The sequence below is a fragment of the gamma proteobacterium symbiont of Lampromicra miyakona genome, from assembly GCF_059730895.1.
In genome coordinates this window covers 3,314,554-3,338,075 of sequence record NZ_AP035932.1, presented here as the reverse complement: position 1 = coordinate 3,338,075, position 23,522 = coordinate 3,314,554, and the positions used below count along the sequence as shown (strand labels likewise).

At 60.5% G+C, this 23,522-nt stretch carries 19 protein-coding genes; 7 read left to right on the top strand and 12 right to left on the bottom strand.

Features of this window, described 5'->3' with window-relative positions:
- Nucleotides 1–9: 9 nt before the first annotated feature.
- The 5 genes from AC6I8P_RS15650 to AC6I8P_RS15630 form a co-directional block, all read right to left on the bottom strand.
- Nucleotides 10–621 carry a glutathione S-transferase family protein gene (locus tag AC6I8P_RS15650; protein WP_141496284.1) on the bottom strand — a complete coding sequence of 204 codons (612 nt, stop codon included), beginning with the start codon at nucleotides 619–621 and terminating at the stop codon, nucleotides 10–12.
- A 160-nt stretch (nucleotides 622–781) separates the two neighbouring features.
- Complete coding sequence (gene celB, locus AC6I8P_RS15645) at nucleotides 782–2,137, bottom strand: PTS cellobiose transporter subunit IIC (RefSeq protein WP_021507630.1); 1,356 nt, start codon at nucleotides 2,135–2,137, stop codon at nucleotides 782–784.
- Between the two features lie 153 nt (nucleotides 2,138–2,290).
- Complete coding sequence (locus AC6I8P_RS15640) at nucleotides 2,291–3,598, bottom strand: 6-phospho-beta-glucosidase (protein ID WP_498030725.1); 1,308 nt, start codon at nucleotides 3,596–3,598, stop codon at nucleotides 2,291–2,293.
- Nucleotides 3,591–3,935, bottom strand: coding sequence for a PTS lactose/cellobiose transporter subunit IIA (locus AC6I8P_RS15635; protein WP_230201125.1), 345 nt, complete (start codon nucleotides 3,933–3,935; stop codon nucleotides 3,591–3,593). Before AC6I8P_RS15635 ends, AC6I8P_RS15640 begins: the two co-directional genes overlap by 8 nt.
- A 59-nt stretch (nucleotides 3,936–3,994) precedes the next feature.
- On the bottom strand, nucleotides 3,995–4,300 hold the full coding sequence (locus AC6I8P_RS15630; protein ID WP_021507627.1) for a PTS sugar transporter subunit IIB: 306 nt from the start codon (nucleotides 4,298–4,300) through the stop codon (nucleotides 3,995–3,997).
- A 290-nt stretch (nucleotides 4,301–4,590) separates the two neighbouring features.
- On the opposite strand from AC6I8P_RS15630, the gene AC6I8P_RS15625 reads away from it, so the two are divergent.
- Nucleotides 4,591–5,535, top strand: a complete 945-nt coding sequence (locus AC6I8P_RS15625) for a MurR/RpiR family transcriptional regulator (protein ID WP_132465933.1) — start codon at nucleotides 4,591–4,593, stop codon at nucleotides 5,533–5,535.
- 16 nt (nucleotides 5,536–5,551) lie between these two features.
- Here the strand turns inward: AC6I8P_RS15625 and AC6I8P_RS15620 are convergent, their stop codons facing one another.
- Nucleotides 5,552–6,640, bottom strand: a complete 1,089-nt coding sequence (locus AC6I8P_RS15620; protein WP_058774858.1) for a tartrate dehydrogenase — start codon at nucleotides 6,638–6,640, stop codon at nucleotides 5,552–5,554.
- 16 nt (nucleotides 6,641–6,656) lie between these two features.
- Nucleotides 6,657–7,967: an MFS transporter gene (locus AC6I8P_RS15615; RefSeq protein WP_222951302.1), complete on the bottom strand. Its 1,311-nt coding sequence runs from the start codon at nucleotides 7,965–7,967 to the stop codon at nucleotides 6,657–6,659.
- 130 nt (nucleotides 7,968–8,097) lie between these two features.
- Here AC6I8P_RS15615 and AC6I8P_RS15610 point away from each other — a divergent pair, with 130 nt between their 5' ends.
- The 4 genes from AC6I8P_RS15610 to AC6I8P_RS15595 all read left to right on the top strand — a co-directional run bounded on the left by AC6I8P_RS15610 (nucleotide 8,098) and on the right by AC6I8P_RS15595 (nucleotide 12,260).
- Complete coding sequence (locus tag AC6I8P_RS15610) at nucleotides 8,098–9,006, top strand: LysR family transcriptional regulator (RefSeq protein WP_125311508.1); 909 nt, start codon at nucleotides 8,098–8,100, stop codon at nucleotides 9,004–9,006.
- A 118-nt stretch (nucleotides 9,007–9,124) separates the two neighbouring features.
- Nucleotides 9,125–9,670: a winged helix-turn-helix transcriptional regulator gene (locus AC6I8P_RS15605; RefSeq protein ID WP_058780409.1), complete on the top strand. Its 546-nt coding sequence runs from the start codon at nucleotides 9,125–9,127 to the stop codon at nucleotides 9,668–9,670.
- Nucleotides 9,667–10,707 carry an HlyD family secretion protein gene (locus AC6I8P_RS15600; protein WP_498030724.1) on the top strand — a complete coding sequence of 347 codons (1,041 nt, stop codon included), beginning with the start codon at nucleotides 9,667–9,669 and terminating at the stop codon, nucleotides 10,705–10,707. Before AC6I8P_RS15605 ends, AC6I8P_RS15600 begins: the two co-directional genes overlap by 4 nt.
- Entirely contained in the window at nucleotides 10,704–12,260 is a 1,557-nt protein-coding gene (locus tag AC6I8P_RS15595; RefSeq protein ID WP_264240875.1) for a DHA2 family efflux MFS transporter permease subunit, read from the top strand. Before AC6I8P_RS15600 ends, AC6I8P_RS15595 begins: the two co-directional genes overlap by 4 nt.
- A gap of 18 nt (nucleotides 12,261–12,278) precedes the next feature.
- Here AC6I8P_RS15595 and uxuA read toward each other — a convergent pair whose 3' ends face one another.
- From uxuA to AC6I8P_RS15580, 3 genes are all read right to left on the bottom strand, one after another.
- Nucleotides 12,279–13,343: a mannonate dehydratase gene (uxuA, locus tag AC6I8P_RS15590; RefSeq protein ID WP_031279714.1), complete on the bottom strand. Its 1,065-nt coding sequence runs from the start codon at nucleotides 13,341–13,343 to the stop codon at nucleotides 12,279–12,281.
- Nucleotides 13,344–13,475: 132 nt separating this feature from the next.
- Nucleotides 13,476–14,180 (bottom strand): response regulator, encoded by a 705-nt coding sequence (locus tag AC6I8P_RS15585; RefSeq protein WP_238561193.1) that lies wholly within the window; start codon nucleotides 14,178–14,180, stop codon nucleotides 13,476–13,478.
- Nucleotides 14,180–17,431: a transporter substrate-binding domain-containing protein gene (locus AC6I8P_RS15580; protein WP_498030723.1), complete on the bottom strand. Its 3,252-nt coding sequence runs from the start codon at nucleotides 17,429–17,431 to the stop codon at nucleotides 14,180–14,182. The genes AC6I8P_RS15585 and AC6I8P_RS15580 overlap by 1 nt, the downstream gene beginning before the upstream one ends.
- 370 nt (nucleotides 17,432–17,801) lie before the next feature.
- Between AC6I8P_RS15580 and AC6I8P_RS15575 the strand changes: the two genes are divergently transcribed.
- A complete protein-coding gene (locus AC6I8P_RS15575) occupies nucleotides 17,802–18,764 on the top strand; it encodes a sensor domain-containing diguanylate cyclase (protein ID WP_166719826.1) in 963 nt (320 codons plus the stop codon).
- Between the two features lie 27 nt (nucleotides 18,765–18,791).
- Here the strand turns inward: AC6I8P_RS15575 and AC6I8P_RS15570 are convergent, their stop codons facing one another.
- Nucleotides 18,792–20,660: an amidohydrolase gene (locus tag AC6I8P_RS15570; protein WP_498030722.1), complete on the bottom strand. Its 1,869-nt coding sequence runs from the start codon at nucleotides 20,658–20,660 to the stop codon at nucleotides 18,792–18,794.
- A gap of 163 nt (nucleotides 20,661–20,823) precedes the next feature.
- Here AC6I8P_RS15570 and AC6I8P_RS15565 point away from each other — a divergent pair, with 163 nt between their 5' ends.
- Nucleotides 20,824–21,732 carry a LysR family transcriptional regulator gene (locus AC6I8P_RS15565; RefSeq protein ID WP_021507614.1) on the top strand — a complete coding sequence of 303 codons (909 nt, stop codon included), beginning with the start codon at nucleotides 20,824–20,826 and terminating at the stop codon, nucleotides 21,730–21,732.
- Here the strand turns inward: AC6I8P_RS15565 and AC6I8P_RS15560 are convergent, their stop codons facing one another.
- A complete protein-coding gene (locus AC6I8P_RS15560; protein ID WP_411672384.1) occupies nucleotides 21,733–23,322 on the bottom strand; it encodes an MFS transporter in 1,590 nt (529 codons plus the stop codon).
- Nucleotides 23,323–23,522 lie beyond the last annotated feature (200 nt).

Below are 23,522 nucleotides of genomic sequence, written 5' to 3'. Positions count from 1 at the left end.
TGGCTCCTGTCAGGCGCGCAGGCCGGCGGCGGTCTGCGGAAAAGGCACAAAGCCGGGCAGTGCTTCAATCCGGCGCAGCAGCTGATTCACCGCAGGGTAACCGGACATCTCGACGTTGCCTTCCGGGGCACCGGCCAGGTAGCTGTATAAAGCGATGTCAGCAATGGTGGGATGGTCGCCCACCAGCCACTCACGCTGGCTGAGATGGCTTTCCAGCCGGGAAAGAATCAGATGCGCGCGCGCCAGCACCTCTTCCGCGTTGAATTTGGCACCAAACACGGTAATCAGGCGCGCCGCCGCCGGACCGTAAGCCAGTTCACCGGCCGCCACTGACAGCCAGCGCTGCACCTGGGCGGCGCCCAGCGCATCTTCCGGCAGCCAGTCGCTGCGGTTAAATTTCTTCGCCAGGTACACCAGAATGGCGTTGGAATCCGCGATGTAAACGCCATCGTCTTCCAGCACCGGCACCTGACCGAATGGGTTGATGGCGAGAAACGCCGGGGTTTTATGTTCGCCGCCAGGCAGGTCGACTTCGACCGTTTCATGGGCTATGCCGAACAGTGACAGCGCTAGCAGTGCGCGGTGAGCGTGGCCGGAGAGCGCTAAGTTGTACAGTTTCATCATGCGATTCCTCAGGTAGTGGCCGGGGTGATCCCGAGCCGTGGCCTAAGGTTCGCACAGCCGTATTGCTGGCAGAATAGCCAGATCTGCGAAGTCATTATTGCAAAAAGTGGAAGGATGCGGCCGGGTGCGCAGCAGGGCGCACCCGGCAGGGAATGGTTCAGGAAGGTACGACGGCGCTGCCGCTGGCGGCCTGCGCCTGCTGTTCGTTCTGCTGCTCTTCGCGCAGCTTCAGGCGATCCCACACGCGGAAAAACGGATAGTAGACCACCAGCGAAATCGTCAGGTTGACCACCTGCAACACCGTGCCGGAAATATGGCCGCCGGTGGCGAGATAGCCGCTGACGAAGATTGGCGTGGTGAAGGGCAGGGCGATGCCGGCTGGCGGCGCCACCAGACCGCTGCTCATTGCCGCCCACGAAACAATCACCAGCAGCACCGGCGTCAGGATAAACGGCAGGAACAGGTAGGGGTTCATCACCAGCGGAATACCGAACACCAGCGGCTCGCTGATGTTGAATAGCGCCGCCGGCGCGGCGATTTTCCCCAGCTGTTTCATCTGGCGGCTGCGCGCGCGGATCAGCATAAAGATCACCAGCCCAAGCAGCGCGCCGGTGCCGCCAGGCGCAATCCATAAATCGTAAAACTGCTGGGTAAAGATGTGCGGAATCGGCTGGTTATGCTGAAAGGCTTCGAGGTTTTCACTCATGTTCGACAGCCATACCGGCTGAATGAACACCAGCACGATGGCATCGCCGTGCAGGCCGAGCGTCCACAGAATGCCAATCAGCAGCACTGAGAAAATCATCCCCGGCAGCGTGCCGCCGACGTGGTGCATCGGCAAACCAATCACCGTGGCGATCAGGTTGTTGATGTCGTGGAACGGTGAGGCTTCAACGGCCAGGCGCAGCAGCAGCACCACGGCCAGCACGCAGAAGCCGGGAACCAGCGCGAGGAATGATTTCGCCACCGCCGGCGGTACGCCTTCCGGCATCTTGATCACCAGGTTGCGGCTGTGCACAAAGCGGTAGATTTCGGTGGAGAGCAGCGCAATCACAATCGCCACGAACAGGCCCTGACTGCCGATCAGCGAAATCGGCAGCACGCCAGTGACCAGCTGCGCGGGTGCGCCTTCAACCGGGGCGAACAGCGTCTGCTGCGGAATGGTCATCACAAACGCCACCAGCGCCATCGCGCCGCTGGTTAGCGGATCGAGCGTGCGGTATTTCTCTGCCAGCCGGTAGGCGATGCCGAAGCTGGAGATCAGCGCCATGATGTCGTAGGTGGCACGCACCGGATAGAGCAGTTTATTGCGCCAGCTGTCGCCGAACAGGTCGGCCATCAGATGCCCCCACGCCGGGATCGGCAGGTAGGCGAAGATCAGAAAAAAGCTGCCGATCAGCATGAACGGCATGTTGAGAATGATGCCGTCCCGCACGGACAGCACATGCTTCTGCCCGGCCACCTTGAGCGCGGCGGGCAGCACATAACGTTCGATGATATTACGGTTGGACATAGGGCCTCCTCGGGCACAATGGCGCAACAAATTAACAGGTCAATGCGTGTCATTTCGGCGCGGCAGCGGATACCTGCACCCGGCCGTCGCGGCGCAATTTATTGCGCGACGAAGCGCGCCACGACGGCCAGGGTGCGGTTTGCGACAGGGATATCACGCAAACTGCGGCAGCCACGGTTGATTCAGCGTCAGCACTTCGTCCAGCAGCGCTTCGGCGCTGGCGACATCGCCGACCAGCGGGTTGCCGACCAGCGCCAGCAGCGCGGCACCGCGATCGCCGTGCACCGCCGCGTCGATGGTCAATCGCTCGAAGGCTTTAATCTGCTGCGTCAGCCCGTGCATCAGCGGTGGCAGCGCGCCAAACACCAGCGGGTGCGCGCCCTGCGCATCGACCACACAGTTCACTTCCACCACTGCGTCGTCCGGCAGACCGTGAATCGCCCCACGGTTCTGGCAGTTCACCACCAGATTTTGCCCGCTATTGTTATGGATGGCGCTGATGAGCTCAACGGCCACTTCGGAGTAATATGCGCCGCCGCGAAAACTCAGCTGCTCCGGCTTGTGCGCCAGCTGCGGATCGGCATACAGCGTGAACAGCTCGGCTTCCACTTTCATCACCTGTTCGGCGCGCGTTCCGGCCTGGCCGTGCTGCGCTTTTTCCTGCTCTTCGGCCAGCATCTGCGGTGTTTGCCAGTAGTAGCGGTGATAAGGGCAGGGAATCGCCTGCAGCGCGCGCAGAAACGCCGGCGACCACGGCATCTCTTTGATGTTATTCATGGTCAGCGCCTGGCCTTCGCACAGCTGTTCGATCACCCCGGCGGTCACGTCCTCGCCGCGGCACAGCACCTGATGCACCCACACCAGATGATTCAGCCCGGCAAAGCGCAGCGCCACCTCGTCAAACGGCGCCTGTAACATGCCGGCGATCATATGGTGCATATTCACCGGCACGTTACACAGGCCGATGATCTTCGCGTTGCTGTAGCGCGCCACGGCTTCGGTGACGATGCCCGCCGGATTGGTGAAGTTGATGATGAAGGCATCGGGTGCCAGCTGTTCCACTTTGCGCGCAATCTCCAGCATCACCGGAATGGTGCGCAGCGCTTTGGCGAAGCCGCCGACGCCGGTGGTTTCCTGGCCGAGACGACCATACTTCAGGCCCAGCCGTTCATCGGCGGCGCGTGCCGCCAGCTGGCCGACGCGCAGCTGTGTCAGCACAAAGCGCGCACCGCGAATCGCCTCATCCAGCGCGAAATGCACGCTGACCTTAACCTGCTCCAGCCCGTTCTTTTGCAGCATACGGCGCGTGAGATCGGCGATGATCTGCACCTTTTCGCGTCCTGCCACCACATCCACCAGCGCCAGTTCGGTTACCGGCAGCTGCGCATAACGGTTGATGATTCCCTCCACCAGCTCCGGCGAATAGCTGCTGCCGCCGCCAATGATTGCTATCTTAAGCATCGTTTTCTCCTGCCGTGGTACGGCGATAGAGTTCAATGATTTCGCCCGCTAAATCCTGAATCAGCATGGCGTTCATCAGGTGATCCTGGGCATGAACCAGAATCAGGGTAACCGGCAACCGGCCGCTGCCTTCGTCCAGGCTAATCAGCGCCGTCTGCTGCTGATGCGCGCTGCTCACGTTTTCCCGTGCCGCCGCCAGCTGTTGCTGTGCCGCATCAAACTGGCCGGCGCGCGCCAGCCGCAGGGCGCTGAGAGCGGCGCTGCGCGCAGCACCGGCCTGCACCAGCAGCAGCATGATCTCCTCTTCCGGAACCACCATTACGTCATCTTCAGGCATGCAGAATCTCCCACAGCGCAACGCCGTGTGTTATCAGTCAGATTGGGGGAAACGAAGAATCAGGAAGCGCGCAGCGCCAGCGCTTTATCCAGCACCTGTTCGCCGCGCATCATGCCGTAATCCATCATGTCGATAACGGCGACCGCCTTGCCCTGCGGGGCCGCGATGGCGGTGAGGCGGGCAGCTTCAAACTGCACCTGCGGGCCGAGCAGCACCACGTCTGCGTCCGGCAGGATACGTTCGAAATCGGCCACCGGGACGGCCTGAATGTTGATCGCCAGCCCGCGCGCTTGTGCGGCGTGCTGCATTTTATTCACCAGCATGCTGGTAGACATGCCGGCGGCACAGCAAAGAACAATGCGCATAATTTATCCTCCTGTGAATTGACTCCGGCATTTAAGACCTGTCGCAGTCGCACTGTAAATACCCTGCGGCCAGATGATTTTGTGATGAAAGTTATTTAAATTCTTATTTATCAATATCTTAATCTTTAAACTGCCATGAAAATAATTTTCATTGGTGTGATCGGGACGATGATTTCTGTTGCGAGTGCTTTAATTCCAGGAAAATTCAGTGCGCTCAGCTGAAAAAAATCTCACCATGAAAAATATTTTCATGCATCATGAGGGTTCGTTACTGAGGATGTGATGAGCTAATGGATATTGTCTGGCAACTGCAGCAGCAGTCGGCGCGTTTTGATGCGCAGGAATCAAAGCTGGCGCGATTTATTCTGGATAACCTGCACGCCAGCGCGCAGGCCACCATGGAGAGTCTGGCGGCGCAGGCGGGTGTCAGCCCGGCTGTACTCCAACGCTTTGCTGCCTCGGCGGGCTACCGCGATCTGGATGATTTTCTTCACCAGGTGCGCCAGGCCGGCCAGCAGGAAAGTGCGTTTATGACGGTGATTCGTCAGCGGCAGGCTTCCCTCAGCCAGCAGGAGCAGCGGGTGGCGCGCGCCATCCTGCGTGACGCCGCGTTCGCGGCCTCGGCCACCATTGAACAGCTGGCCAGCCGGGCGGAAGTCAGTGCGGCGACCATTACCCGCTTTGCCCGTTCGGTCGGCTGCGACGATATTCGCGATCTGCGTATGCGGCTGGCACGCGCCAGCGCCGAACCGGCTACTTCCAGCCACGGTGCGGTGCCGCAGCTGGTGAGTCTGCATCAGGCGCTGACCCAGCAGTGGCAGCAGCTGGATGACAGCCGCTGGGAGCAGGCGGCGCAGGCGCTGCGTCAGGCACGCAGCGTGTTGCTGATCGGTGCCGCCGGCCAGCACACGCCGCTGGTGGCGGAAGTGCAGCAGCGGTTGAGTGAAGCCGGGCTGGCGCTGGCGTGGATCCAGGACGACAACCTGCTGCGCCTGACGCTCAGCCGTTTGCAGCCGGACGATCTGCTGCTGATCCTCGCGCCGGACACCATCAACAGCAGCGTGCTCAGCGCGGTGCATCACGCTCACATCCAGCAGACCCCAGTGATGGCGCTGTGCCCGGCGGCGCTGGATCTCGCCAGCCAGGCCAACTACTGGCTGCCGCTGCCGGATGCAGCACCGGCGCGGCGTTATGGCATCCTGCTGGCGCTGGACCGGCTGGCGGCGGCGCTGTAACACCCCGCCTTTCGGCTCAGGCGGTTGCCGCCACCTGAGATTTGGCTTCAATAAACTGCACCAGCGCGCGCGTCACGTCAGCGGTGGTGGCGCTGCCGCCGACGTCCGGCGTCAGAATGCCCGCCGCGCATACATGTTCAATGCCCTGCATTATCAGCGCGGCCGCGTTGCGTTCGCCCAGATGTTCCAGCATCTGCACCGCCGTCCAGAAGGTGGCGATCGGGTTAGCGATGCCTTTGCCGGTGATATCAAACGCCGAGCCGTGAATCGGTTCGAACATCGACGGAAAACGCCGCTCCGGATCGATATTGGCAGTCGGCGCGACGCCGAGACTGCCGGCCAGCGCGCCGGCGAGGTCGGAGAGAATATCCGCATGCAGGTTAGTGGCGACAATGGTGTCCAGCGATTGCGGGTGCAGCGTCATGCGGTGCGTCATGGCATCCACCAGCATCTTGTCCCACTGCACATCCGGAAACTCCTGCGCCACTTCCGCCGCAATTTCATCCCACATCACCATGCCGTGCCGCTGAGCATTGGATTTGGTCACCACCGTCAGCAGTTTGCGCGGCCGCGACTGCGCCAGTTTAAAGGCGTAGCGCATGATGCGCGTCACGCCGACGCGGGTGAAAATCGCCACTTCAGTGCCCACCTCTTCTGGCAGGCCGCGGTGCGCACGGCCGCCGTTGCCGGAGTATTCCCCTTCCGAGTTCTCGCGCACGATGACCCAGTCAAGATCGCCCGGTCCACGGTTGCGCAGCGGCGAGGTCACGCCCGGCAGAATTTTGGTAGGCCGCACGTTGGCGTACTGATCGAAGCCCTGACAAATCGGCAGGCGCAGCCCCCACAGCGTGATGTGATCCGGCACGTCCGGCGCGCCCACCGCGCCAAAGTAGATGGCATCAAACTGCTTCAGCGTCTGCAGGCCATCTTCCGGCATCATCACGCCGTGCTGTTTGTAGTAGTCCGAGCCCCAGTCAAAGGTCTGCACGTCAAACGTCAGCTGTTCATCGTGCCGCGTCAGCGCCTGCAGTACCTCAACGCCAGCCGAAATCACTTCCGGGCCAATACCGTCTGCCGGAATCGCGGCAATTTTGTAGTTACGCATAGTCTTCTCCAGTCAATTAATGGGTATGAGGATGAGGCAGATCGGCGCTTTGCGGTTTTGGCGTGTGCGCGGCGAGAATCAGCACGATGAGCGCGGACAACGCCAGCAGCGCGGCGACGAAATAGAGTCCCCAGGTGTAGCTGCCGGTTTGCTGGCGGATCACGCCAATCATCATCGGGCCGACAAAACCGCCGAGATTGCCGATGGAATTAATGGTGGCGATGCCGGCGGCCGCGGCCGGCCCGCTGAGAAACAGCGTCGGCATGCTCCACAGCGGCGGTTTGGAGGCGCTGATGCCGACCGTGACCAGCGTCAGCGCAATAATCACCGCCAGCAGCGTGCTGACGTTACCGGCGTAAATCAGCCCGGCGGCAGCCAGTAAACAGGCGCCAATGACGTGCCAGCTGCGCTCGCCGCGACGATCGGAGTGACGCGCCCACAGGATCATGCCAATCACGCCGATCACCGCCGGGAAAGCATTGAGGAAGCCGATTTCCAGCGAGGAGGCGCCGAAGCTGCGAATAATTTGCGGTGACCAGATCCCCAGCGTGTACAGCCCGGCCGACGTGCCGAAGTACACCAGCGCCAGGGCCAGTACGCGCTTGTCCGCCAGCCCGCGCCAGGCGCTGCTGTGGCCGTGCTGCGTCGACCGTGCCTGCTCTTCAGCCTGCATGGTCTCCTGCAGCCAGCGCCGCTCTTCTGCGTTCAGCCATTTAGCCTGCGCCGGACGGTCGGTAAGGAAAAACAGCACTACGATGCCCAGCAGCAACGCCGGAATCGCTTCTAATACAAACATCCACTGCCAGCCGGCGTAGCCCAGCAGACCGTGCATCTCCAGCAGCGCGGCAGAGACCGGCGAGCCGAGCGCGGTAGAGAGCGGGGCTGCAGCCATGAAGATGGCGGTAACCTGCGCGCGCTTCGCCGCCGGGAACCAGTAGCTGAGGTAGAGAATGATGCCAGGGAAGAAACCGGCTTCCGCCACGCCGAGCAGAAAGCGCAGGAGGTAGAAGCTGGTGGTGCCCTGCACCAGCGCCATGCAGCCGGAGACCAATCCCCAGCTGATCATCACGCGGGCGATCCAGATGCGTGCGCCCACTTTGTGCAAAATTAAATTCGACGGGACTTCAAACAGAAAATAGCCGAGGAAAAAGATCCCGGCGCCAAAACCAAATACCGTGGGCGAGAAACCTAAATCCTGATTCATGGTTAACGCGGCAAAACCAATATTGACGCGATCGAGAAATGCGATGAAATAAAGCAGCATGATGAAGGGCACAATGCGCAACGTCACTTTACGCATCACCCTTTTTTCGAGGTGAGAGTTCATATTAAAGTGCTCCAGATTGTGTAGGGTAGTATTATTTTCTGGTTGTCGAATGCAGTATGCAGGTTTGTATTGCGCGATCATCAGGCGTGGATTATATAAACTATTTGAATAATCGTGCGGTGAGGGAAATGTGGATATAAATCAATTGCGTTGTTTTGTCGCGGTGGGTAAAGAACTGCATTTCGGTCGGGCGGCACAAAGTATGGAAATGATGCCTGCATCACTTTCCCGCTTTATTCGCCTGCTGGAAGAGGATCTCGGCGTGCGCCTGTTAAACCGCTCAACGCGCAATGTTTCATTAACCGCCGAGGGAGCCCTGTTTTTTGACGAAGCGGGAAAACTGATCGATCAGTTTGATGCGCTGGCGCTGCGTTTTAAAGGCGGATTAAAAGATGAACGCCGGACATTACGCATTGGCGCTATCGATAGCGCCGCGCGCGGTTTAGTTCCTGCACTGCTGAATTTATTTGTGCCGCGTCATCCGCTGAGCGATATCCATATTATCGAAGATAAAACCCTTAACCTGATTCCCAAATTAAAATCCGGCTGGCTGGATATGATTATTATCCGTGCGCCGCAGCGTATGGATGCGTCCCTGGCGCTGCGTTTTATTACCCGCGAAAGTTGCGTGCTGGCAGTGCCACTGACGCATCCGCTGGCGGAAAAAGCGCAGGTGACGGTGGCAGATTTTCAGCATGAAGCCATGATCATTCCCGACCGCCGCACCCGGCCGCACAGCCACGATCTCACCATCAGCCTGTTTAAGCAGGCCGGCCTGACGCCGCATATCGCGCAATATGCCGAAGAGAAGCAAACCATTCTCAGCCTGGTGTCCGCCGGCCTCGGTCTGGCGGTGGTGCCAGCCTCTTATCGCACCATGAACAGCGACAGCGTGCGCTATATCGCGCTGACGCTACCGGAGCAGATCAAAGGCTTGCCGCTGAGTATTGCGTGGCAGAAGGGCAACGAAGATCCGCTGTTGCGTGAAATGCTGCGTCTGCTGCATGACCACCGGCAGGAATTGATCGACAGGCTGTGAGGCTGCGCCAGGACGCGCGCTGACGTTCTGTTTATTACTTTCATTCTGCAAGTGACTTGCAAAATGAAAGTTACCCTGCCACAGTATCCCGCATCGACTTCACATCGGGAACTGGCCCATGAAAAACCAACCTCTGTGTAATATGCCGTGCCCTATCGCACGCAGCCTTGGACGCGTCGGCGATGGCTGGAGCATGCTGATCATGCGCGATGCGCTGGCCGGCTTTACCCGCTTTGATGAATTTCAGAAAAGCAGCGGCGTGGCACCCAATATTCTGTCGCGCCGGCTGAAAGAGCTGGTAGAGGATGGATTGCTGGAAAAGGTGTGTTACAGCGACGCTCCGGCACGCTACGAGTACCAGCTCACTGCGGCGGGCCGCGATTTTCGTACGGTAATACTGGCGCTGGCCGAGTGGGGCAGCACCCACTTTTCACCGGAAGGGCGGCAGATGCAGCTGGTTGAAAGCGCCACTCAGCGCCCGGTGACGCCGCAAATGGTCGACAGCGCCACCGGCCAGCCGCTCTCCAGTGACAAATACCAGATGGTGCCTGGCCCGGCGGCCAGCCCGATGATGCACTACCGCCAGCAGTATCTGGCGAGAAAGCGCGCGGGCGATACGGCGCAAAAATTCGCCCCGCAGACGGTGGCCGGGAACGAACCATGAGCCTGACGCGGAAAAAAGCGGCACTGCTGCTGATGCTGGCCTGCGGCGGCGTGGCGCTGGCCGGCTATGGCTATTACTGGTGGCACAGCGCGCGCTTTATGCCTTCGACCGATGATGCTTACGTCGGCGCAGATATCAGTGCGATTTCGGCCAAAGTGTCCGGCTATGTCCAGACCCTGGCGGTGCAGGATAATGCGGCGGTTAAAAAGGGCGACCTGCTGGTGCAGCTGGATAACCGCGACTATCGGGCGGCGGTTGACCGTGCGGCGGGCGAAGTCGCCACGCAGCAGGCGGCGCTGCAGGATATCGCCGCCACGCGCCAGCTCCAGCTGGCCACCATCGACGGCGCGCGTGCTGCGCTGCTGGCGGCGCAGGCGGTGACGCAGAAAACCACCGCCGACCAGCGCCGCTATGACGCGCTGGTGAGCAGCGCTGCGGTGTCGCAGCAGATTCGCGATCATGCGCAGGCCGATTACCATCAGGCGCTGGCGCAGGAGGGCAAAACCCGTGCCGATCGCGCGGTCGCCGAACGTCAGCTGCAGGTGCTGGATGCACGCGAGCAGCAGACGCACGCCGCGCTGGCACAGGCGCAGGCCGACCTGGCGCTGGCACAGCTCAATCTGGAATACACCGCTATCCGCGCGCCGTTTGATGGCGTAATCGGCAATCGCCGTGCCTGGGCTGGTTCGTATGTCAGCAGCGGCACGCAGCTGCTGTCGCTGGTGCCGGCGCAGGGGCTGTGGATTGACGCCAACTTTAAAGAGAGCCAGCTGGCGCACATGCGGCCAGGCCAGGTGGCAACGATTGTGGCGGACGTGCTGCCAGGCCGCACCTTCAGCGGGCATGTCGCCAGCCTGTCGCCGGCCACCGGTTCGCGCTTCAGCATTCTGCCGGCGGAAAACGCCACCGGTAACTTCACTAAAATCGTCCAGCGCGTGCCGGTGCGCATTGCGCTGGACGGCGATGCGGCCACGCTCGGGCTGTTGCGTCCGGGACTGTCGGTGACCGTGACCGTCGATGAGCGCAGCGCGCAATGAGCCGCGTGGTCGCCGCGCCGATCGCGCCCGCGCAGATGCCGGTCAGCCGGAAAGTCTTCGCCTTTGCCACCCTGTGCATCGGCATGTTTATCGCGCTGCTGGATATCCAGATTGTCTCAGCTTCGCTGCGCGACATTGGTGGTGGCCTGTCGGCGGGCGATGATGAAACCGTTTGGGTGCAGACCAGCTACCTGATCGCCGAAATCATCATTATTCCGCTCTCCGGCTGGCTGGCCAGCGTGCTGTCTACGCGCTGGCTGTTCGCCGCTTCGGCCTGCGGCTTTACGCTGATGAGCCTGCTGTGCGGCTGGGCGTGGAACATTCAGAGCATGATCGCGTTCCGTGCGCTGCAGGGGCTGGCTGGCGGCTCGATGATCCCGCTGGTGTTCACTACCGCCTTCGCCTTTTTCCAGGGCCGGCAGCGGGTGATTGCTGCCGCGACCGTCGGCGCGCTGGCGTCGCTGGCGCCGACGCTTGGCCCGACCGTTGGCGGCTGGATCACCGATAACTTCAGCTGGCACTGGCTGTTTTTCATCAACATCATTCCCGGTATTTACATCACCATTGCGGTTCCGCTGCTGGTGAACATCGACGCGCCCAACCGTGAACTGCTGCGCGGCGCGGATTATCTCAGCATCGTGCTGCTGGCGCTGGCGCTCGGCTGTCTGGAATATACGCTGGAAGAGGGGCCGCGCTGGGGCTGGTTTGATGATGACACCATTGCCACCACCGGCTGGATTGCGCTGGCGGCGGGCGTGTTGTTTGTGATCCGCACGCTGCGGCATGCCAAACCGATCGTCGATTTACGCGCGCTCAGGGACCGCGACTTTAGCCTCGGCTGCTACTTCTCGTTTATGGCGGGCGTAGGGATCTTCGCCACCATTTACCTTACGCCACTGTTTCTCAGCCAGGTGCGCGGCTTCAGCGCACTGGAGACTGGACTGGCGATCTTCTCCACCGGGGTGTTTCAGATTCTGTCGATCCCGCTGTATGCCTGGCTGGCGAACCGCGTCGATCTGCGTATTTTGCTGGCGGCGGGGCTGATCTGTTTTGCGCTGTCGATGCATTTCTTCGTGCCGATTACCCATGACTGGGGGGCGAAGGAGCTGCTGTTTCCGCAGGCATTTCGCGGTATGGCGCAGCAGTTTGCCGTGGCACCGACGGTAACCCTGACGCTGGGCAGCTTGCCACCGGCACGCCTGAAGCTCGCGTCTGGTCTGTTTAATCTGATGCGCAACCTTGGCGGTGCGATTGGTATTGCCCTGTGCGGTACGGTGCTCAACGACCGCACCAACCTGCACTTTAGCCGGCTGGCGGATCATCTCAACAGCGCCAGCCTGACGCTGGGTGATTTTCTGCAGGGGCGCGCTCAGGCGCTGATGACCAGCGGCCTGAGCCCGGATGCCGCGCATACGGCCGCGCTGCAGTCGCTGGCGGCGCTGACGCTGCGTGAAGCGCGCACCCAGGCTTTTTCCGACGCGTTCTGGCTGATCATGACAGGATTTTTCGTCGCGGCGCTGCTGGTGCCGTTACTGAAAAAGCCGCAAGGGTGAGCGCCAGATCGTAGCCCATTAACGTTTACTCAGCGCTTCCCACAGGCCCAGCAGATAAGTGGTGCCCAGCGCGCGGTCGTACAAACCGTAGCCTGGGCGTCCGGTTTCACCCCAGATAAAGCGGCCGTGATCCGAACGGATATAGCCGTCAAAGCCGTTGTCATACATCGACTGCAGCACTTTATACATATCCAGCGAGCCATATTCCGTCGGATGCGCGCACTCGTAGAAATCTTTATCGCGGATGATCTTGATGTTGCGCACGTGGGCAAACGGGATGCGTTTGCGGCGCGAGAATTCGGCCAGAATGGCATAGACATCGTTCTGCGGATCCTCGGCAATCGATCCGGTGCACAGCGTGATGCCGTTGGCTTCAGAATCGACGACGTTACAGATCCAGTCAAGATCGTCGCGGTTCTTCACCACGCGCGGCAGACCGAAGATCGAATACGGCGGATCGTCCGGGTGGATTGCCATCTTCACGCCCACCTCTTCGCACACCGGGATCACCGCTTTGAGGAAATAGGCGAGGTTTTCACGCAGCTTCGCGTCATCAACGTCCTGATATTTGGCAAACAGTTCCTGAACTTTTGCCAGCCGTTCCGGCTCCCAGCCCGGCAGCGCGAAGCCGTTGGCGCTGCCCAGCACCTCTTTCACCACCTCGTCGAGGCTTTTATCGATGCCCTGTTTCTCGAAGGCCATGGTGATGGAGCCATCCGGCAGCACATAATTCATATCCGTCTTCATCCAGTCAAACACCGGCATGAAGTTGTAGCAGATCACTTTTACCCCGGCGGCCGCCAGGTTGCGGATGCTTTGCTGATAATTAGCGATGTAGCGATCGCGGCTCGGCAGGCCGATCTTGATGTCGTCGTGAATATTAACACTCTCAATCACTTCAACTGTCAGTCCGGCTGCGTGCACCTGATCGACCAGCGCCTGGATCTTCTCCTGCGGCCAGGTTTCGCCCACCGGCACATCATAAAGTGCGCCCACCACGCCGCGTACGCCCGGCACCTGGCGAATATATTCCAGCGAAACCTTGTCTTCCTTCGGCCCAAACCACCGCATTGTCAGCTGCATTATGTCATCCACCGTCATCGTGTCTGTATGATAATGGCTAAACTACCATACTAGAATTCATGAGGGCAGCATTGTGCGGCGATTAAGCCATGATCCGCGTCACAGAACCGGTTTTATCCGCAGCGCAGTCGCTTACTGGGTGGTCACCAGCTCGGTGAAATACTGCTTGTACTTAAACAGTTCGAGATCCGAGCGCAGCCCCAGTTTGCGCAGCGCGGTCTGCTTCTGACCGCTGATGGTTTTGCGGCTGCGCGCGTATTTACCGGCGATCTGCGTAATGCTCAACCCATCCAGATAGCAGCGAATCACCTCGATTTCGCGCGGACTCAGCTCGCGCAGCATCAGGGTAATGTCGTCGCCCACCTGGCGCGGCGTCAGGTAGTCGTGCATTTCACGGTCGCTCTCCTGGAATTTATCCAGCTCCAGCATCATGTCCGGCGTCAGGAAACGCTTGCCGCGACAGATCTGATGAATGGCGTCGATTAGCACCTCCTGATCGTGGCTTTTACCGACAAATCCCTGCACACCGGCTTTCAGCAATAGCTGAACAATCGCCGGCTTCTCCACCGCGGACGACACCAGAATCTTCAGCTGCGGGTAGTGCAGGCGCAGCTGTTTTACCATTTGCAGCCCATCGAGCTGGTCTTCACCCAGCATGTAATCCAGCACCAGGATATCGATCGGCTGGCGCTGCAGGAAGGTCATCAGCTGCTGGCGCTGGGCAAAGGCCCCGGCCAGATCGAGCTGCGGCTCCTGCGCTAAACGGTACTGCATGGCTTTACCGATCAGCGGATGATCGTCCAGCACGGCAATCTGCCAGATTGCGCTCTCTTTCATTAAATCACCTCTTCAGGAATGGGCGTTTCCAGGGCACGCAGGAACAGCGCATCCAGCTCGGCCACCGCCCCGGCGACCTCCGGCAGCAGCTGCTGTAATAGCGCACTATCTTGATGCTCCGCGGCCTGTTCGGCGGCGCGGCAGCGATGTTGCAGCGCGTCGGCGCGCAGCATTCGGGCACTGCCGAGTAGCTGATGCGCGGCGTGACGCGCCGAAGCAAAATTGTTCGCAGCCACCGCCTGCGTCAGCTGGGCGAGATCGTAACTGTTCTGCTGGCGCGCGGTGGTCACCAGGTCGCGCCACGCCTGCGGGTTGTTTGCCGCCAGATTTTCCAGCGTCAGCAGGGTATCGTCGCGCGTCGGGTTCATCGGTGCGCCGGTGATCACCTGCAGCAGCTGCGCGCGCTCCAGCGGTTTAAACAGACAACCGTTCATGCCGGCGTCCTGCGCCAGCTGCGCCACGCGCTCTTCCGCCATCGCCGTCAGGCCGTAAACCGGTACCGCGCGTCGCACCAGGCGCTTCTCTTCGGCGCGCAGCTGGCGGGTGAATTCGAAGCCGTCCATCTCCGGCATGTTGCAGTCGGTAATTACGCGGTCCGGCTGATTTTCGCGCCACAGCGCCAGTGCCGCCGCACCACCGTCCGCCACCAGTACATGGTGCCCGGCGTAGCGCAGCTGCTGGGCCAGCAGCAGGCGGTTGGTGGCGTTGTCATCGACAATCAGAATGCGCAGTGCAGCCTGTTTTGCTGGCTCCACCGGCTGTGGCAGGGCGGGCTGCTCATGTTCAATGCTCGCCGCTTCCGCGCGGAAGCGCAGCATAAACACGCTGCCGTTACCCGGTTCACTCTCGACGTGCAGCTCGGTGCCGAGCATCACCGCCAGCCGGCGGCAGATATTCAGGCCTAACCCGGTGCCGCTGGCGCGGTTGCTGCCCTGATCGACCTGAATGAACGGCTCGAAGATCGCCTGCTGCTGCTCTGCCGTCAGGCCAACTCCGCTGTCGCTCACCTCCAGCACATACTCCGGCCGCGTGCTCTCTGCCTGATACAGCGCCACTTCCACTTCGCCGTGCGAGGTAAACTTGATGGCGTTGCTCACCAGATTGGAGAGAATTTGCTTCAGCGCCACCGGGTCAAACAGCACCTGGTCCTGCTCCAGCTCCAGCACGATATTCAGCGCCAGCCCTTTGTTGAACGCCACCTGGCGGAACAGCGCTTCGCAATCCCGCACCACTTCACTGAGCGACATCGGCTGCAGCTGCACGCTGAAATGCCCGGATTCGATTTTGGCCAGGTCGAGAATATCGCCCACCAGCGACAGCAGCGAACGCGACGACTCCCAGGCGACATCAATGTTCTTCTGCCGCTGCTGTTCATTACTCTGGCCGAGATGCTCAATTTCCAGCAGGCCAATCAGCGCCGCCAGCGGTGTGCGGATTTCATGACTCATGTGCGACAGGAAGGTGCTTTTCGCTTCGCTGGCGCGCACCGCGACTTCGTTGGCTTTGCGCAGGTCGGCCATCAGCGCTTCGATATGCGCCAGCTGCTCGCTGATTTCACGCTCGTGCTCGCGCTGTTTGGCCAGCGAGGCTTTCAGCAGATGGTTACGCCACAGGAAAAACAGCAGGCCCAGCCCGGCCACGGCGACGATGCGCAATATATAGCTGCGATAGCTTTGCCACGAGGTGCTGGTGGCGGGCGGCGTGTATTTGATCCAGCGCTCCATCAGCGACTGCATGGTCGGCTGCGGAATATCGGACAGCGCTTTGTTAAGGATCGACAGCAGCACCTGATCCTGCCCATTGACCGCCATCGCCATGCGGAACATCGGCAGCGGCGCGACAAACGCCACTTTGAAGCTGTCATTGAAGTGATTGTTGAGCAGAAACAGCGACGACTCGTACGGCACGATAAAGCCATCCAGCTGCTTATCGAGTAGCTGACCGAGCGAATCGATCGACACGCCATTTTCGACAAAGTTGATGCCCGGCCAGCGCTCACGTAAATCGTAACGATAGTAGGCGCGCTCATAGATTCCGACGCGCTTGCCCGCCATCTCATCAAAGCTTTTCCACGGGCTGTCTTTGCGCGTCACCACTACCCACGACGAGTAGATGTAGGAGCGGGTGTAGCGGATTTTGTCGTCCTGCTGCGCGGTGGCGTCGCTGACGGCGATAATCGCATCGCGCTGGCGGTTGAGCGTATCGCGCATGTTGCTCAACCCCTGAATCGGGTTGTAGCGAAAGCGAATGCCGGTGCGCTGGGAAATCATTTTCAGCAGGTCCACGCTCAAGCCGACCACGCGCTGCCGGTTATCAATAAAGGTAAACGGCGTATGCGAAGGATCGTAGTTAACGGTGATCTCGCGGTGTTCTGCCAGCCACGCGGCCTCTTTGTCGCTGAGATCCAGCGGATGGTTCTTAACCACCGACTGATAATCCAGGCTCCAGGCTTCCGCAATCTGTACCGCGTTGCGCAGCGGAATGTTTTTCAGGATTTCATCAATGGCTGCGATCAGCGGCAGATTGGCACTGTTGCTGGCAAAGCGCGCGTCGACATCGTTGGTGTACGGCGTGCTGTGCGCTTCAATCACATTCTGCAGGCCGCGATGCGAAAGAAAGCGCTGAGTGGCGCTGTTGCTCCAGAACAGGGTGTTTTCGCTGAACGCGGTGTCGGTGTAGGCCCACAGCGGCGGCGCGGCCGGCGCCAGCGTGGCGCGCGGATAGCGCTTGTGCAGCAGTGCTTTGAGTTCCGCATCACCGTAATAGAGCAGACGATAGCGGCTATTTTTCAGCTCACTGTCGAAGGTCGCGTTACGTTTGCTGATTAATACGCTGCGCGCCAGTGAATACGGCAGGCTTAGCGCCAGATGCGTATCCTGATTGGCGGCCAGCGTGTAGTAAGGAATCAGATCGACTTCACCGTCGTTGAGCGCATCCACCAGCTCCAGCCGGGTTTTATACACCTTGATTTTCACCGGCAGATTTAACGCCTTCGCCACAATGGCCAGATAATCGGCCGAGAGTCCTTCGTAGGTATTGGCTTCAAACGACACGGAATAGGGCGGCAGCGGATTGTTCCACACGCCGACGCGCAGTACAGAGTGCTGTTTCAGCCACTGCTGGCTCTGCGGCGACAGCGTGACTTCCGGTGCTACCAGACCATAGCGCGGCGAGAAATTTAACGTGGTTGCACCCCAGGCAGACAGGCAAAAGCCCAGTAACAGAAGGAGGCTGAGGATGCGTTTACTCACGGATGATTTCACTCGCTGGACCGGTTGCGCGCGCCGCCACCATGACTGCGCTTCTTCTCTGACGGCACGTTGCGCGTCAGGCATCCTTCAACAGCGACTTAATACAAGTGGACTTAAATCGCGCTTAAGAAATTTCTTAAAAACAGGAGAGAAAATTCCTGGTGAAAGCCAGGTTCCGCCGGCGCACCGAAGCGAAGCGCGCTGCTATTTTTAGTAAGTGTAAGTTTTGTTTGCTGAAATTACCGCGTTGCTTCGCCATTCCTGCTGAACCCGGCGCAATTTTCCGACGCTAATCGCCTTTTCATTTGTTTTATTTACAGAATCTATCGTGCAGGCAAAATAGCCCTTATTTTCTCTCCAGCGATCAACTATGTCCGAAGAAGCGCTGCGCCAGCAGATTCAGAACCTGAAAAAGCACAATGCGCGCCTCAAGCGCCTGGCGCACGACGCGCGTAATAAGCTGAACGCGGCGCTGGACGGCACCGGCTTGTGCCTGTGGCAACTGGATATTCCCAGCGGCAAGCTGGTGATTTTTAACCGGCGCTGGGGCGCGATGCTCGGCTTTCAGGCGAAAGAGACCAAAGCGCGCTTTGATGCCTGGCGCGAGTGCCTGCATCCGGAAGATGCCGATGAGGTGCTGCGCGCCTTTTACGATCATATTGAAGGACGCGCGCCCTATTACGAGGCGCTGCACCGTATGATCGGCAAGAACGGCAAAATCACCTGGGTGCTGGATCGCGGCCGCGTCAGCGAGTGGGATGAGCAGGGGAATCCGCTCAAAGTGACCGGCACCCACATCGACATGACCAAAGAGAAGAATTACGAAGCCCAGCTCTCCCTGCTGGCGCATCACGACCCGTTAACCGCGTTGCCCAACCGCCACGCGCTGCAGGCGCATTTTAGCCAGCTGCAACGCGCCGGGCCGCTGTGCGTGGCGTTTATCGACCTCGACAACTTCAAGCACGTCAATGACACGCTCGGCCATCGCAGCGGTGACGAGGTGCTGATTCAGCTCAGCCAGCGCATCCGCGATTTGCTGCCGTCAGAGGCCATCGTCGGGCGGCTTGGCGGCGATGAGTTCGTGCTGCTGCTGCCGTTTTTGATTGATTACCCGAAGGTGCGCATTCTGGCGCAGGCGGTGCTGGATGCGGCGCTGACGCCGTTTGACGTCGACAATGGTCATGCGCGGATTGGTGCTTCGATCGGTATCGCCCCGGTACACCGGCGCGACAGCTTCGACGACGCGCTGACCAGGGCGGATGGCGCGATGTACCAGATTAAGAAGAACGGTAAGCAGGGCTTTGGCCTGGCAGGCAATATATCGGTGGGGTGAGGGCCAGCGCCCGCACCCTTTTATCACTTAAAACGCAAAACAGGAACAGCCCAGCGCACCCCAGAACGCGTTATTGTCTGACACCGGCACCGATGACTGGCGCGCGACATCATGAGCGTGGCTGTGCACGCCACAGGGGCCGCTGCACTGGTGTACCTGCGGCATCCGCGCGGCGCGGCCGCTGGTCTGCGGCGGGGCGCTGCGGTAGTGACCAGGCACGGTAACCACCGGCGACCACTCCGGCAACACCGGTACCGGCGGCGGTGCCAGTGGCGTGAAGCTGCCGGCGGCATACACCACATTGCCATCCACCAGCGTCAGCACCGATTCAATGCCTTTGATCTCCTCTTCCGGCACGCTAAAGAAATCTTTCGATAACAGCACCAGATCCGCCAGCTGGCCGACTTTGATCTCACCTTTGGCGCTCTGCTCGCTGGAGAACCAGGCACTGCCTTTGGTCCACAGCATCAGTGCGGTTTCACGGTCGATGCGTGCGTTGTCATCGTACAGCTGCATCCCGCCGACGGTACGGCCTGAAACCAGCCAGTACAGTGCGGTCCACGGGTTATAGCTGGCGACGCGGGTGGCATCGGTACCGAGGCCCACCGGCACGCCGGCCTCCAGCATGCGCGCCACCGGCGGCGTCTGCTTCGCGGCCTCTTTACCGTAGCGATCGACAAAGTATTCACCCTGGAAAGCCATGCGATGCTGCACCGCCAGCCCGCCGCCGAGAGCTTTTACCCGCTCAATATTGGCTTCAGTGATGGTTTCCGCATGGTCAAAGAACCAGTGCAGGCCATTGAACGGAATGTCGCAATTCACCTTCTCAAACACATCCAGCATGCGGCTGATTGATTCGTTATAGGTGGCGTGCAGGCGGAACGGCCAGCGATGCTCCACCAGGTGGCGCACCACACGCTCCAGCTCATCTTCCATGCCGGGTGCCAGATCCGGGCGCGGTTCGAGGAAATCTTCGAAGTCCGCCGCCGAGAACACCAGCATTTCACCGGCACCGTTGTGGCGCAGGAAGTTGGTGCCCTGGCCCGGCTTCAGCATATCGGTCCACTTCTCAAAGTCTTCCAGCTCGTGGCCGGGACGCTGGGTGAACAGGTTATAGGCGATGCGTACCGTCAGCTGCTTTTTCGCGTGCAGTTCGGCGATCACGTCGTAATCGTCCGGGTAATTCTGGAAGCCGCCGCCGGCGTCAATGGCGCTGGTCAGACCGAGGCGGTTCAGCTCGCGCATAAACTGACGCGTCGAGTTAACCTGCTGTTCCAGCGGCAGTTTGGGCCCTTTCGCCAGCGTGGCGTACAGCAGCATGGCGTTAGGACGGGCGATCAGCATGCCGGTCGGATTGCCATTACTGTCGCGCTGGATTTCGCCGCCCGGCGGGTTGGGGGTCTCTTTGGTGTAGCCCACCACTTTCAGCGCGGCGCGATTGAGCAGCGCGCGGTCATACAGATGCAGAATGAAGACCGGCGTATCGGGCGCGGCGGCATTGATTTCGTCCAGCGTCGGCATGCGGCGCTCAGCAAACTGGAATTCGCTCCAGCCCCCGACCACGCGTACCCACTGCGGTGACGGCGTACGCAGGGCCTGTTCGCGCAGCATACGCAGCGCATCGGCCAGCGACGGCACGCCTTCCCAGCGCAGCTCAAGGTTGTAGTTGAGGCCACCGCGAATCAGATGCAGGTGGGAGTCGTTCAGGCCGGGAATGCCGGTGTGCCCTTTGGCGTCGATGATTTGCGTGTCGCTGCCGGCAAAGCGCATGACGTCCGCTTCGCTACCTACGGCGAGGAACTTGCCGTCTTTGATGGCTACGGCGGTGGCCAGCGGGTTTGCGCGGTCGACGGTGTGAAACTTACCGTTGGTAAAAATCAGGGATGCGGTCGTCATTCTGTTCTCTCCGTTAAATTAAGCGTAGCGGCCCTCAGCCACCGTGTTAATGCGCGGTTAAAAATGCTTGCGCCGATGAGGAAAAAAATACGAAATGACAGCAGTTATTGATAACGGATTGTTTTTACGTTGTCGTTCAACTTTTTTTTACGGAGGGTAGGGAATGCGTTTAAATCTGGAGGCGCTGCTGATTCTGGATGCGCTCGATCGTCATGGCACCTTTGCCGCTGCGGCCGCGCGACTGTTCAAAACCGCGTCGGCGTTGAGCTATACCGTGCAGAAGATGGAGAGCGATTTAAAAATCACGCTGCTCGACCGCTCCGGCCATCGCGCCACGTTCACGCCGACCGGCCGTCTGATGCTGGAAAAAGGGCGGACGCTGCTGCGTGCGGTGAACGAGCTGGAGCAGCAGGCGCGCTACGTGGAGAGCGGCTGGGAGAGTCTGCTGACCATCAGCGTGGATGCTTCGCTGCCGTTTAGCATCCTCACGCCGCTGATTGACGAATTTTATCAGCAGCACCCGCACACCCAGCTGCAGTTCCGTCAGGACGTGCTGGCCGGCTGCTGGGAAGCGCTGCACTACGGCGAAGCGGACATTGTCTTTGGCGCGGTCCAGGAACCCGCCACGCGCAAAGAGATTGTCTGCCAGCCGCTGGGCTGGCTGGAGTATGTGTTCGCTGTCGCTCCTGACCATCCGCTGGCGGCGGAGCCCGAACCGCTGCTGCGCGAACAGATTCGCCAGTATCGCGCGGTCACGGTGCATGATTCATCCCGCCACGGTGCCGGGATGGATTTACGCGTGCTGGATGAGCAGAAGACGCTGAGCGTGCATGATTTCCCGGCCAAACTGCAGGCGCATCTTGCCGGGCTCGGCTGTGGTTATCTGCCGCTTTACCTGGCGCGCCCGCACCTGGCGAGCGGTGCGCTGGTGGCGCGCCAGCTGGACAGCGAGTGCCGGCGCGATATCGCCTATCTGGCGTGGAATGAGAGCGCCTGCGGCAACGCGGCTATCTGGTGGCGCGAGCGCCTGCCGACGCTGCCCGGCCTGAGTGACATCTACGCGCCAGCCTGATCACAGCGCAATATGATGGCTGACCTGCGGGGGTTCATCACCCTGATGGAACTGCAGTACCGCCTGCTGTAACTCAGCATCGGCGCGCGAGACGCGCTGGTGCTGACGCAAATGCTCCTGCCATGACTCCACCATAAACCACTCCAGCAGCGCCCCGGCATCGTCGGTCTGCTCCATTAATCCCCACGCATAGGCACCGTCACGGCGTCGCGCCTGCGCCAGTTTGTGCATGGCGTGCTGGAAAGCGGCGCGATCGGCCTGGGGAACACGGTAGCGAATCTGGATCAGTACGGCGCCACGGCGGATATCCACCGCATCGCTCACCACTGGTTCAGCCCAGTGCTGCGCTGGCTGCAGATCCGCTTCGCCCGCCGGCAGCGCCAGCCGTTTTGCCAGCAGCGCCGTGATGAGCAGCGCCGCGCCGGCCAGCATCAGCGTTGGTGCCAGGCCCATGTGCTGGGCGATCAGCCCCCAGGCCAGACTGCCGCCCGCCAGCGTGCCGTTGAACACCATCAGATAGACCGCCAGCCCGCGCCCGCGTACCCAGTCGGGCAGTACCGCCTGCGCCACGCCGTTGAGGGTCGTCAGCGCGATGATCCAGCCGGTGCCCAGGACCAGCATCAGCAGCAGCGCCAGCCATTGCGGCGGACTGAGCGCCAGCGCCACCATGACCAGCGCGCTGAGCACGGCGGAGAGCAGCATCAGTCCATCATGGCTCAGCCGGGCACGCAGGCGCGGCAGCAGCAGCGCGCCGGCAATAGCACCGGCACCGACGGCCCCGAGCAGCAAGCCGTAAAAGCCTGCGGTGCCGTGCAGCATGGTGCGCGCCACCAGCGGCAGCAGCGCCCAGATGGCACTGGCAAAGGCAAAATACAGCGCGGCACGCAACAGTACGCGGTGCAGTTCGCGGCTGGCCTTCACATAGCGCAGCCCGGCGCGGAAAGCACCAAAGAAGTGCTCATTCAGCGCGGTAGCGGCTTTCGCCGGACGTTTCCACCACAGCAGCGCGGCGATGACAAAAAAATAACTGGCGACATCGGCACCGTAAGCGGCCATAGCACCTAAACTTGCCAGCAGCAGGCCGCCGGTAGCCGGTCCAATCGCCCGGGCGATATTGATGCCCAGCGAGTTGAGCGCGACGGCATTTTTCAGCTCATGGCGGGGTACCAGTTCCGGCACGATGGCCTGCCATGCCGGACCGAACAGCGCCGCGCCGACGCCGCCGACAAAAGTCAGGCCGATCAGCCACTCAACGGTGAGCCAGTGGTTGTGCGACAGCAGCAGTAGCGTGCCGCTGACGCTGGCCATCAGCAGCTGCACCACAATTAGCAGGCGGCGGCGGTCAACAATATCCGACAGCACGCCGGCCGGCAGCGCCAACAGGAACACTGGCAGGGTGGCGGCGGTTTGCATCAGCGCGACGGCGGTTGGGTTATCCGACAGTCCGGTAATCAGCCAGGCGCTGGCGACGTCACGGATAAAGCTACCGGTATTGCCGAGCACCGAAGCGGTCCAGATCACGGCGAAAAGCCCGTAGGCGAAAGGGGAAAACGCGCCGCTGCGCGCTGTTTGTGGATTTGGCTGGTTCATCAGGCTGTTCCTGTCAGTGTGCGATGAGAGCACGATACGAAGCCCGCCCGTCAGGAGATAGCGGAAAAAATCGGCCAACTTGTACAAGGATTTTTGACGGCAGGGCTTAGCAAAAATCTTTGCACAAGTTGTCAAAATCTCTGCTTTAGGTTTTTCCAGCATCCCACGCTAGTTTGATTGCCAGACACAACATCACTGAC

Bases quoted from the DNA above. Each gene is read 5' to 3' on its own strand.
- AC6I8P_RS15605 (WP_058780409.1), top strand. From the start codon at position 9,125: ATGAAAAACCAACCTCTGTGTAATATGCCGTGCCCTATCGCACGCAGC.
- celB (WP_021507630.1), bottom strand. From the start codon at position 2,137: ATGTCCAACCGTAATATCATCGAACGTTATGTGCTGCCCGCCGCGCTC.
- AC6I8P_RS15630 (WP_021507627.1), bottom strand. From the start codon at position 4,300: ATGCGCATTGTTCTTTGCTGTGCCGCCGGCATGTCTACCAGCATGCTG.
- AC6I8P_RS15570 (WP_498030722.1), bottom strand. From the start codon at position 20,660: ATGACGACCGCATCCCTGATTTTTACCAACGGTAAGTTTCACACCGTC.
- AC6I8P_RS15635 (WP_230201125.1), bottom strand. From the start codon at position 3,935: ATGCCTGAAGATGACGTAATGGTGGTTCCGGAAGAGGAGATCATGCTG.
- AC6I8P_RS15620 (WP_058774858.1), bottom strand. From the start codon at position 6,640: ATGCGTAACTACAAAATTGCCGCGATTCCGGCAGACGGTATTGGCCCG.
- AC6I8P_RS15575 (WP_166719826.1), top strand. From the start codon at position 17,802: ATGTCCGAAGAAGCGCTGCGCCAGCAGATTCAGAACCTGAAAAAGCAC.
- uxuA (WP_031279714.1), bottom strand. From the start codon at position 13,343: ATGCAGCTGACAATGCGGTGGTTTGGGCCGAAGGAAGACAAGGTTTCG.
- AC6I8P_RS15600 (WP_498030724.1), top strand. From the start codon at position 9,667: ATGAGCCTGACGCGGAAAAAAGCGGCACTGCTGCTGATGCTGGCCTGC.
- AC6I8P_RS15640 (WP_498030725.1), bottom strand. From the start codon at position 3,598: ATGCTTAAGATAGCAATCATTGGCGGCGGCAGCAGCTATTCGCCGGAG.
- AC6I8P_RS15595 (WP_264240875.1), top strand. From the start codon at position 10,704: ATGAGCCGCGTGGTCGCCGCGCCGATCGCGCCCGCGCAGATGCCGGTC.
- AC6I8P_RS15615 (WP_222951302.1), bottom strand. From the start codon at position 7,967: ATGAACTCTCACCTCGAAAAAAGGGTGATGCGTAAAGTGACGTTGCGC.
- AC6I8P_RS15560 (WP_411672384.1), bottom strand. From the start codon at position 23,322: ATGAACCAGCCAAATCCACAAACAGCGCGCAGCGGCGCGTTTTCCCCT.
- AC6I8P_RS15625 (WP_132465933.1), top strand. From the start codon at position 4,591: ATGGATATTGTCTGGCAACTGCAGCAGCAGTCGGCGCGTTTTGATGCG.
- AC6I8P_RS15650 (WP_141496284.1), bottom strand. From the start codon at position 621: ATGAAACTGTACAACTTAGCGCTCTCCGGCCACGCTCACCGCGCACTG.
- AC6I8P_RS15565 (WP_021507614.1), top strand. From the start codon at position 20,824: ATGCGTTTAAATCTGGAGGCGCTGCTGATTCTGGATGCGCTCGATCGT.
- AC6I8P_RS15585 (WP_238561193.1), bottom strand. From the start codon at position 14,180: ATGAAAGAGAGCGCAATCTGGCAGATTGCCGTGCTGGACGATCATCCG.